Below are 11,988 nucleotides of genomic sequence, written 5' to 3' on the forward strand. Positions count from 1 at the left end.
TTAAATCAGATTACTTTTGACCTTCACAGTGAAGGATCAAAAGATTAAGTTCACGTAGGGCTACAGAGAACTTTGCAAACTCATGGCTTTGCGAAGTCTTGAAGTCAGCAAGCATATGGAACCAACGCTCCAATAGGCTTTGATTTGACTCAATCCATTCTGAAATGATCTTATTCGCATCACATGTTTCAGTACAAGTTCTTAAAACGACTGAACTTAATGAACGCTGCTGCCAATCAAGCTCTTCTCTAAAGGCCGCTCTTGCTAATGCTTGCCAATGGTTAGTCACAGGCTGCGCACTAATTTGCTCAAGGAACCAGTGTAAATCAACACTAGCACCAAGCTTAAAGTACGTTTCAGCAACTAATGGTACGGGCTTGTTTTCTAGAGCACAGATTTGTGCAATATCCAATGCAGAGAACAAGGTGCTGACATTAGCCACTACCATAGCGACATCTTCAGGTACACCTTCTTTGATCAATGCGTTCGATTCAGCTCGAATACCCTCAACCTCTTCATTAACCATATATTGGTGAACACTTGCTTTTAATTCATCAAATACAGGTTTAAAGAACTCAATTGTTTGTTCAATATTCAAGCTACGATTACGATGACGCAAGAACCAACGACTCGCACGACGGATATTACGGCGCAACTGATGCAGCATTTCACACTGTACAACGGCTGGAATAACACCATTTAAATCAGTAATAGATTTAGTTAAATCAGCTAAACCAAATACTTCGCGAGCCATAGTATAACAAATGGCAGCTTCTGCTACTGAGGCACCTGTCTCATCTTGCATACGTTGAACGAAATTAAGTCCCATATCATTAACCAATTCATTGGCTAAAGACGTGGCGATAATTTCACCGCGTAACGGATGCGCAGCCATGTTGTCGATATACTTCTCTTGCAGTTGCTTAGGGAAGTACTCAACTAAAAGCTGACTTAAGAAGCTATCTTCAGTAATTTCTGATGTTAGCAACTGCTCTTTTAGGACCATCTTAGCGTAAGCAACAAGTACAGATAACTCTGGACGAGTAAGAGACTTACCATTTACTAGGCGATCGGCAAGCTCATCTTCATTTGGCAAGAACTCAAGAGCCCTATCCAACTTACCTTCTTTCTCAAGATAGTGAATGAAGCGAACTTGCTCTTTTAGTTGCTCCGCACCTCGTACTTGTGTGACCGAAATCGTACGAGTCTGATCTTTACAGTCTTGCAGTACGATGCGGCTAACTTCATCAGTCATCTCTTCTAGCAAGCGATTTCGCTGTTTAAGCGTCATCTCACCGTCAGCGACTAAAGCGTTAAGCAAAATCTTAATGTTAACTTCATTATCAGAGCAATCGACACCACCTACGTTATCAACAAAATCAGTGTTCATACGGCCACCATTAGCGCAGTATTCAATACGGCCTAATTGGGTACACCCTAAGTTTCCACCTTCACCAATAATTTTAGCTTGAACTTCATTGCCGTTAACACGAATTGCGTCGTTAGCTCGATCGCCAACTTCAACATGCGATTCACTTGTCGCCTTAACGTATGTGCCAATACCGCCATTCCAAATAAGATCAACTTGCATCTTAAGTAGCTCTTTGAGTAACTCAAGTGGCGCCATTGACGCTTTTTGACTACCCAGCATTTTCTTCATTTCTGCAGACAACGGAATTGACTTAGCAGAACGCAAGAATATGCCGCCACCTTTAGAGATAAGCGCTTGGTTGTAATCTTCCCAACTTGAACGAGGTAGCGCAAATAAACGCTCACGTTCAACATAGCTAGTCGCAGCATCAGGATTCGGATCGATAAAGATATGCATGTGGTTAAAGGCAGCAACTAAACGAGTGTGCTTAGATAACAACATGCCATTACCAAATACATCACCCGCCATATCGCCTACTGCTAAACAGGTGAAATCAGTCGTCTGACAATTAACCCCCATCTCGCGGAAATGGCGTTTAACCGATTCCCACGCACCACGTGCGGTAATACCCATTTTCTTATGGTCGTAGCCGTTACTGCCACCGGAGGCAAATGCATCACCTAACCAGAAGTTATATTCGATAGCGATTTCATTGGCGATATCAGAGAAGGTTGCCGTGCCCTTATCGGCCGCAACAACTAAATACGGATCGTCTTCATCGTGTCTAACCACATTTTCGGGGGCAACCACTTCACCATTGATGATGTTATCGCTGATATCAAGTAAGCCACGAATAAATAGACGATAGCACTCTTGTCCTTCTGCGAAGAAAGCTTCACGACCGCCATCCGTTGGCAATTGTTTACAAACAAAACCACCTTTTGCACCAACAGGAACAATAACCGTATTTTTTACCTGCTGCGCTTTAACCAGACCCAGTACTTCGGTACGGAAATCTTCACGTCTATCAGACCAACGTAGACCACCACGAGCCACTTTACCGCCACGAAGGTGCACACCTTCAACGCGTGGTGAATAGACAAAGATTTCATACTTAGGCAGAGGCTTAGGCATCTCAGGGATCAATGCTGGCTCAAACTTGAATGAAATGTATGCTTTAGGTAAACCCGTTTCAGCTAACTGATAGAAGTTAGTACGACTGGTCGCATTAATTAAATCGAGATAACGGCGAATGATACGGTCATCATCTAGGCTAGATACATCGTCAAGACGAATGTCTATCTGCTCTATAAACTTGTTTAGTGTCCGTGTTTTCAGCTTAGGATTAAACTTTCGTATGTACATTTTAACTAGCAGATCAGCAATTTGCGGATAGCTTGAGAATGTTTCTTCAATGTAAGCTTGGCTAAATGTAGAGTCGATTTGACGCATATATTTAGCATATGCACGCAGCACAGAAACTTCACGGCCAGTTAAACCGGTAGACAGTACTAAGCGGTTAAAGCCATCGTCTTCAAGCTCTTTCTTCCATACTTGAGACAAGGCAGTTTGGAAGCGTTCTTGACTGTCTGCTAAATCATCTGAGGCAACATTTTGGGTTGTCATCAAGAAATCTAAGATCCAGTAAGTCGCTCCATCAGCTGTTTTAACTTCGTACGGTCTCTCATTGATAACCCGTAAGCCGAAGTTTTCTAACATAGGCAACACATCAGAAAGATGGATAGGCTCATCTTTATGGAAAAGTTTTAAGCGAACTTTGCTGTTATTGAGAGCAGTCTCTTGCGGCTGATAAAACAGCATTCCCAACTTATGGTCATCATCAAGTTCTTCTAAGTGCTGAATATCAACCACTGATGAACTTGGTAACACATCTTCTTTATAACTACGTGGGAACGCGTCTACATAACGCTTAATTAGGCTATTACCTAACTCTTCACCTTGAGCGCTGTATACAGCGCTTGCAAGTTTATCTTCCCAAGAGCGAGCTGCTTCAGTCAAATTATTCTCTATCGCTGCCACATCGACGTCCATATTATTGTTGTCAACTTTGATGATGTAATGGGTTCTTGCCAAAGTAGACTCTGAGAAATAAGTTGTAAATTCAACGTCCTCTGAACTATTAAAGTGTTGAGCAAGGATGCGTTGAGTATCTTCACGTAATTTAGTGTTATATCTATCTTTTGAGACATAAACGAGACAAGAGAAGAACCGGCCGAAGCCATCCTTACGGACAAACAATTTAAGTTTGTCGCGATCTTGCATCTCTAAAACACCATGAGCAATTGAGGCTAACTGTTCAACACTTGCTTGAATAAGCTCATCACGTGGCAAGGTCTCAAGGATATGCATCAGTGCTTTATAGTCATGCGAACGTGGGGTAAGACCGGAGTTGTCGAGTACACGTTGAACTTTTTGAGCTAAAAGCGGAATTTCACGAGGACTGCGGTTATAAAGGTTAGATGCGTAAAGACCTATAAATCTGTCTTCACCAATCACATTACCTTGCTCATCAAAACGCTTTACACCGATATAATCAACATAAGCAGGACGGTGAACTCGGCTTTTCTCGCTACTCTTGGTTAATACTAATAAACTCTTATCAAGTGCTTCTTTACGGGCACTTTCAGAGAAATTAGACAGCAGTAAGCCTGTTTCTGTTTTAGCTTTGGCTGATTTAGTCATTAAACCTAAACTGGTCGACTTATCAGCGACTAACTCTAAATCACCCTCAACTTTATGCAAATCATAGCGACGATAACCAAGTAAGGTGAGGTGGTGATCATTTAGGTAAGATAAAAAGTTCTTCGCTTCGTTAAGCTCTTCTTTAGTGCCAGGGTACGGACGCTCGTCGAGCTCAGCAATTGTATCGCAAAGCTTAGTAGACATAGCTTGCCAGTCATTGACCGCGGCGCCTACGTCACCAATTACCGATTCAATCTCTTTAGTGAGTGCTTTAATGTCAGCGTCGCTACTTTGTCTATCGATTTCAATTAGAAATACAGCGACTTTATCAACATTACTTTGATCATCTGAGCTATAGCTTACATGCGTCACTGAGCCGTCTTTTCGCTCAATTGCCATCGGTGTATGCAACATCATATGTGCCGTAATACCGAGACGATTAATTGCCATGCCAACAGAATCAACAAGAAATGGCATGTCGGGTTGAATGATCTCAATAATTGAATGGCTTGACTGCCAACCATGCTTAGACTGGCTAGGGTTAAATACTCTAATATGACCATCCCCGACGGCGGTCTTATTTAGTGCATTCCATTGACTCAAAACAGCACCATATAGGTCACTGTCATTACGCGCGTTGAGGTCATCTTTTGACATGTGCGCATAGAGGCAAGTAGCGAACTGTTCTACTTGTTTTGCTTGTGAATTGGGTACTTTAGCGTGAATTAGGTTGACTACATTTTCGAGCAGTACTGAAGGCATTGCATCTTTCAAGGCCATGTTGCTATTTCCTTAGGGGGCTATGGCAGCGCTTTTTAATTTTTATGGATGCTTATCAAACGGACCTGAGCTATTTCTGTGACCTAGGTCATAGCGCGAAGTTTATTACTAAATCCCCTATATTTCGAGAACTATTTTAGTGGTACATCCTCATCAATATTAACCTTGTACCGATTTTATTCACACTGATGACATAACAATCGTATATAACGTTTTTTTATGCATAAAAAAAGAGGAGCTAATGCTCCTCTTTAGTCGATTCTACTTGGGCTGCCGCCAAAACATCGCGGCGATGGCCGGTAGGATAATTATTGCCCCCAACATATTTACCAAAAACATAAATGTTAGCAATATTCCCATGTCCATTTGGAACTTAAGCGCCGAGAAGAACCAAGTACTCACACCTATTGCCAAAGTCAGGCCGGTGAAAATAACCGCACTCCCGCGTTCAACTAATGCTTCATAATATGCTTGCTGAACTGGCATGCCGTCTCTTAAACGAACCGCCATCGTCGATAAAATATAGATCCCGTAATCGACCCCGATACCAACACCGAGTGCAATAACAGGCAAAGTACTTACCGCAAGGCCAATATCAAGCTGAGTCATCAATGCCTGAGCTAATGTAGACACTACATATAGCGGTAAAATCACTGCAATCGTGGCACGTAATGAACGGAAGCTAATTAGGCAAAGAATAAAGACCGCACCATAGACATATAACATCATAGGCAATTGCGCTTCAGCTACCGCTTCATTAGTTGCAGCCATCACACCAACAGGACCAGATGCTAACTTAAATTGGATCTTATCGTTATCCATCTGCTTTTTAAGCTGATTAACTTTATCAATAACAACTTCTATGGTTTCAGCTTTATGATCTTTAAGAAACAGATACACAGGCATTACCGAGCAGTCGCTATTAAGTAAACCTGAAGTTGTAGGAACCCGTCCAACGGCTTGTACCAAACTCGCAGTTGTACGCGGCAATACACTCCATTTAGGGTTACCTTCGTTAAAACCAGCATTAACACGCTTAGCGACAGATGCCAGGCTCGCTGTCGCCTCAACGCCTGGGGTATTACTCACTTGCCATTCAAAGTCATCTATTTGCGTCAATACCGAGTGATAAGTACACGCCTCAGGGAATGCTTCCACAATAATGGTCATGACATCGGTAGTAATTGAAAACTTATCAGTAATAAAAAACGTATCTTGATTATATCGAGAGTCTAAATGCAAAGCTGGCGCGCCACCTTGCAGATCACCAATCTTCATCTTGTTGGCCTGCTGTAGGCCCACTCCGTAAAGGATCCCTGTAATGATAAGCACCCAAACCGCATATTTTGGCGTGGCAAAATTTGATAGTGTTATCCAGATTTTACTCGACTGTGCATTTTGCGCATCTTTGTTTGGCGTTACTGTAGTAAATGAAATAAGCAGCGGCAATAACATTAAGTTGGTTAAAATAATGACAGCGACACCAAGCGATGCAGAAATAGCCAACTCTCTGATAATTCCAATATCAATGGCCAGTAGTGTCATAAAACCAATGGTGTCTGATAGCAATGCGACACCACCTGGGATCAACAAGCTTCTAAAGGCTAATGCCGCCGCAGCTTTCGTCGTTTGCCCGTCTGTTACCCGCCTCCTCACCGCATTGATCATCTGCACACTGTGGCTGACACCAATCGCAAATACCAAGAATGGTATGAGTATCGACATTGGATCTAAACCAAAACCAACAACGGTTAATAAGCCTAATTGCCAAATAACCGCGATTAAACTACAAACAAGCGGTAAAATAGTCAGTGCAACCGATTTTGAAAAGAAGTACACCATGACTGCCGTCACTAGGATGGCTATTAAGAAAAACAGCAGCACACCTTTTGCGCCATCAGCCACGTCACCAGCCATCTTTGCAAAACCGATAATATGAATTTTTATGTCATCAGTTTCATACTGCTCACGTAACTCTTTTTCAAGTTGCGCGGCAAATGCTAAGGTATCAAGCGCCTCACCCGTCTGTGGGTCAAAATCCATTAATTGGGCGCTAACCATGGCCGCTGAATAATCTTCAGCAATTAAACGACCAACAATGCCTGCCTTTTCAATATTTCCACGAACAATTTTTAAGCCCTGCTCTGTGGTTGAGAAATCTGCAGGAATAACAGGCCCCCCAGCAAAACCATCTTCAACCACTTCAGTAAACCGAGTCGAGGGAGAAAACAGCGATTTAACCTGAGCTCTATCTACACCGGGAATAAAAAACAGTTGGTCATGTACGTTCTTTAACGCATCAAAAAAGTTAGCGTTAAAGATATCACCGCTAGTATCTTCGACTGCCACCATAATGCTATTAGCACCACCAAATTGCTTTTGGTGCTTAAGGTAGGTCTGCATATAACTATGATTAAGCGGGATATTCTTTACAAATGCCGCATCCATTTTTAGGTTACTTGCTTGTAAGCCTAAAAAGAGGGTTACGATAGCAAATAGAAATATGACAAAAGCTCTATGACGAAATAGATAAGATTCAAATCCATTAACTAATTTATCTAACATAGTAAGGTCCTATTTTTTTTGTTCTAATTTGATGAGACCTTTATTACCTGCGACCCATAAGTTTCCTTCTGAGTCTTCAGCAATAGCGACTAGATTTTCACCCTGTCGTTGCTCCACTAGCTGGCTTTCACCAGAGGCTGAAATATCGATAATGACTCCTGCATTACCAATAACCCGTAATGTGCCCTCGCCCAACTTAATACCTGCATTAATGGTGGAATCAACTGGAAGCGCTACTTTTCTCCAATCAATAAGAGTTAAGTCAGAGGTAAAAACATTGCCTCTAAGGCCCATTACATATGCAGTGTCATCGACAATAGCGGCGTTAAACAATGAACCTTCGTAGATAAAATCCTGTTTAATCCAGCTGCGACCTTGATCAACTGAGGTGGCAACTAAGCCAAGCTCGCCAACCATAATCAGCATATCGTCCGTTACCGGGATAATACGGTTAAAGTGCGGCAATAATGTACTTCGCTCAGATAAGTACAATGCTTCATCTTCGGCTTTAAGCTCTTCTAAATAGGCGACATCCTCCTCGAATAGTAATTCTTGATGATATTCGCTGTTCCAGCTGTTTCCACCATCTTCAGTACGGTAAAACAAACCGTACGCACCGACTGCGACACCTTGTTGCTCATTAAAGAATAAAATATCTAACAATGGCTTTTCTATCTCTGCTGACTGCATTTGCAACTGCCAAGATTGGCCTGCATCTTCGGTATGCAAAATTGTGGCGTCATGCCCTACCGCCCAACCTTTTTTGGGCGTGATGAAAAACGCTTTGGTTAATAAAGCTTGTGTGGGAGTCTCAACCTGTTTCCAGGCATCTTGATAAACAAAGGCATGGCCTCGCTCACCAACTGCAACTAAGGTATGTTGATTTTTTGTAATATCTAAAACGAGTGAGTCTGCGGCAAGAGGCTGTATTTGTTGTTCGAATGTTGCCTCTTGTGCTAGTAACGAAAAAGACTGAAAAAGGCTTAATACACTCAATATTGAGATTAATCGAAGCATGCTAAACGACATACAAACTTCCTTTAAATAGAGAGGGGCTTGCGCCCCTCTTTTATGGTGGATTAACGAATACCTGCACGGCGCAATGCAGCTGGAGTAAAGTTTGCTTCACTCAATTTTGCATCGAAGTCGTACATACGGCCTTCATTATCTAGACCCATAGCAATATAACGACGTGACTGAAGATCATGGAACACTTCCAATGTACTCCACTGAGTCGGCACTTCGTAATAGTTCAAGCCATGGGCTATTGCCACGCGATATAGCTCATCACGGTTATCGTAAAGATCGGCAACGGATACCTGCCATGAGTCTTCATCGATATAGAAAGTACGTGCCTTATAGATATGACGCATTCCTTCCTTAAGCGTTGCTTTTACGACCCACACACGGTGCTTTTCGTATCGCACGTGGTCAGGATTAATATGTCCAGGCGTAATGATTTGGTCATATTTAAGCTTATCCGAGTGCAACTTGTAGTCATTGTATGGAATAAACAGCTCTTGCTTACCTACTAACTCCCAGTTGTAGCGCACGGGCGAGCCGTTAAACATGTCAAAATCATCTGTTGTTCTCAGGCCGTCTGACACGGTACCAGGCGTATCAAAAGCAACATTTGGCGCCTTACGCACTCGACGTTGGCCGGTATTGTAGGTCCAGGCTTGGCGAGGCAATTTTTCCTGATCCATGGTTTCTTTAACTAACAATGCGGTACCCGCTAAACGTGCAGGCTGAGTAACAACTTGTTTAAAGAAAAACAACGTATTATCTTTGGACAGCTTATCCAGTGTCATTTCTGGGCGAGAGTATTGGAAACGAATTTCTTCTGCCGTTTCAACTAAGGTATAGCTCCCCCCAGCAGTCGGTGCAGCCTGACTACGAGATGTTTTAATATCTACACCGCGAAAGCGAAGTACATGGTTCCAGATAACTTCTAAACCATTTTCAGGCATTGGGAACGGAATACCAATTGAGGCTCCCGTAATACCGTTGCCACCATCAATTAACTCTGCACGGGTTGCATTTTCTTTGGTCGCATCATAGACGAACTGCGGTACAGAAGCTGAGCGGCGAGTCTGATAGACATTCATCTTGAATGTCTCAGGATACAACTCAAACAACTTAATTTGACCATCAGAGAGAAACTCTTTGTACTGATCTTTATTTGCATTAGTAATAGTAAATTCTATTTTATCGCTTGGGAATGGATCTGGGTGATGCATTCCTTGGCTATATCCTGCTACAGGTTTAGTGATGCCACCGTCCCATGCAGGAATAGAACCATCAGCATTTGCCGCTTTTTCTCCGCCAAGTGGCGTCAACTCAGTGCCTAATTTAGCTGCATCTGCTTCAGAGACTTTAGCCAAAGCACTTGGAGCACTTAAAGCAAACATCACTGCTACAGGCAATATCGCAAGTTTATTCATTGTTATTGTCCTTGTGATTTAGATTGAATACTTAATGTTGAACGAAACGTAATCTCGGTCAGCTAATGAATTTGTCGTGCCGACGCCACCAAAGAAGGTGTTATAAGAGATATCTGCGCCCCAACGACTTTGATAATCAAAGTTCACGCCTAATGCCACTGATTTTTTGCCTTCGGTAAACAGGAACATCGGATCTGGCGTAATACCATCAACGTCATGAGAGAAAATGATCCGAGGCGCAATATTTACCCCACCCAACACGTTGTTATAGTCCGCTTTCGCAACGAGGCGATAACCCCAAGCAAAGTCAGTAGGGAAAGGGTTCGTTTCAGGTCCGTTATGAAGTGCCTCAATGATCCCCGGCATATCTGGGTTACCACCTGAGCGCGCAGTACCAGGACCATTTAATCTAAGCTCATCATGGCTTGGCATATCATGGATCCACACGCCACCAACTTCAGCTAACATAGTAAGATTATCGGTGCCCAATGTCGGGCCAAATAGATGGGTAAATGTCGTCTGTGCTTGAGTGGTATCTAGGCGGATAAAGCCTTCTGCATATTCGCCTGGGCCGTAATTTTCAACTTGAGAAATACCGTCCAAATCTGGGCGCAAACCTGCATTCGCTAACTGCTGTGGCATTGCCGCAAATAGTAACTCTACATCATCAATTTGTAATGGTTCATCTAGGCGGTGAGCAATTTCTCCCGCAACAGAAGTGTCACCAAGCAGTGTATTAAAGCTCACACCCATTAATTGGATATCTTCAGGGTAAACAATCTGCGCCTTAGAGAATGTTTCTAACGCTAACAAGTCTTCACGCGTCATGGCTTCGCCAGACTGTGCTTTGCCGCCTAGACGTTGTAAGTCGCGGCCAATAGCCTCTTCAGAGAAGTTAGCAGTAGTACCACTAATGAGTGGACGACGACTGTGGTAATTCATGTAATACAAACCGAATTCAGTCTCGCCCAATTCTGGTGCGTAGTAACCGAGCTTTATACCCCATTGACCATCATCACTTGCCGATGCAGGATCTTCAACTAACGTTGCTTTTGTTGGATAAGCCAGTGCAAGTTTAGCCAAATCTGCGGGATCAACAGCACCTGAGCCGACCATACCAACGAGGGTATTGTATTCAGACAACAAGAAGTCGAGATCCATATCTGGGTTTGCGTTAAAACCTAGCTGTGCATTTTGGTAATAGCCGCCATAGCCGGCGAAATCATTAGTTGATAAGAATGAGCCTGGTGTTGGTACCCAAACAGGCTCCCAATCATATTGGTAGAAACCTTCAACAGATAAATTGTCGGTCACCCCAAGAGAAACCCAAACCATACCTTGTGGTCTAAATGCTTCTTTAAGTTCTGCACCTGGTGCATTAAGAATATTTAAATCAACTGGATTGATGACACCAATTCCGTGTGCAATCAGTGTGCTTTCTCCCCAAGAGACAACCTGATTACCCACACGAATTGAAAGAGGATTTGCACCATCATTAAAGTCAAAGTCAGCATAAACAAACGCATCTAGTAGACGTATATCTTTACATTGTACTTCTGAAGCTTTTTTATCTTCACAAGGATCGTACTCTTTGCCTGTTAATGGATTGCTATAGCCATAATCTCCATCATTTGCCTTACGATCGTAAAAATACATACCACGAGCAAATACACCGAAATTCTTATACTTTAAAGAAAGCTCATGTAGTCCTTTAACAATCTCTGCAGTCGTATCACCTTGCGTATATAGCAGATCGGCTAAATCGCCATTACTAGAATAAGAACCTGGTTGCGCCCAAATCTCAGCGGCACTGTATTTAGTGTTACCGAATGCTGAATATCCAGACCAATCAAATTGTGGGTGATTCACCTTACCTATTTGATTATCCCAATCTCGACCTTCAACACGCCAACTAGCACCAGCAGTCCATGTCGAATCGAATGTTCCTTCTACTTCTCCCCAATTAAATGAGACCGCATTGGCCTGATTTGTTATGCCAAAACCGAGCGCCGCGACTATCCCCAAAGCAAGCGTCGACTTATTTAAGCCGTTTTTAACCTTTTTCATTTTAGCTTCTCTCCGTAACCTGCTGGATTCTTTTGTTATAGGAATTGTTAACCAACA

General features: G+C 42.8%; 5 protein-coding genes. All 5 read right to left on the reverse strand.

Annotation, left to right across the window (positions count from 1 at the left end):
- Positions 1–10 precede the first annotated feature (10 nt).
- Positions 11–4,855 carry an NAD-glutamate dehydrogenase gene (locus ACVBJC_RS13710; RefSeq protein WP_447161325.1) on the reverse strand — a complete coding sequence of 1,615 codons (4,845 nt, stop codon included), beginning with the start codon at positions 4,853–4,855 and terminating at the stop codon, positions 11–13.
- Between the two features lie 261 nt (positions 4,856–5,116).
- A complete protein-coding gene (locus tag ACVBJC_RS13715) occupies positions 5,117–7,420 on the reverse strand; it encodes an efflux RND transporter permease subunit (protein ID WP_447161326.1) in 2,304 nt (767 codons plus the stop codon).
- Positions 7,421–7,429: 9 nt separating this feature from the next.
- Positions 7,430–8,449 carry a YCF48-related protein gene (locus ACVBJC_RS13720; protein ID WP_447161327.1) on the reverse strand — a complete coding sequence of 340 codons (1,020 nt, stop codon included), beginning with the start codon at positions 8,447–8,449 and terminating at the stop codon, positions 7,430–7,432.
- Between the two features lie 50 nt (positions 8,450–8,499).
- Positions 8,500–9,864, reverse strand: coding sequence for a DUF1329 domain-containing protein (locus tag ACVBJC_RS13725; protein WP_447161328.1), 1,365 nt, complete (start codon positions 9,862–9,864; stop codon positions 8,500–8,502).
- Between the two features lie 18 nt (positions 9,865–9,882).
- Entirely contained in the window at positions 9,883–11,931 is a 2,049-nt protein-coding gene (locus ACVBJC_RS13730) for a DUF1302 domain-containing protein (RefSeq protein ID WP_447161329.1), read from the reverse strand.
- Positions 11,932–11,988: the final 57 nt, after the last annotated feature.

Source organism: Shewanella sp. 0m-6, from assembly GCF_052977325.1.

Bases quoted from the DNA above. Each gene is read 5' to 3' on its own strand.
- ACVBJC_RS13710 (WP_447161325.1), bottom strand. From the start codon at position 4,855: ATGGCCTTGAAAGATGCAATGCCTTCAGTACTGCTCGAAAATGTAGTC.
- ACVBJC_RS13720 (WP_447161327.1), bottom strand. From the start codon at position 8,449: ATGTCGTTTAGCATGCTTCGATTAATCTCAATATTGAGTGTATTAAGC.
- ACVBJC_RS13715 (WP_447161326.1), bottom strand. From the start codon at position 7,420: ATGTTAGATAAATTAGTTAATGGATTTGAATCTTATCTATTTCGTCAT.
- ACVBJC_RS13725 (WP_447161328.1), bottom strand. From the start codon at position 9,864: ATGAATAAACTTGCGATATTGCCTGTAGCAGTGATGTTTGCTTTAAGT.
- ACVBJC_RS13730 (WP_447161329.1), bottom strand. From the start codon at position 11,931: ATGAAAAAGGTTAAAAACGGCTTAAATAAGTCGACGCTTGCTTTGGGG.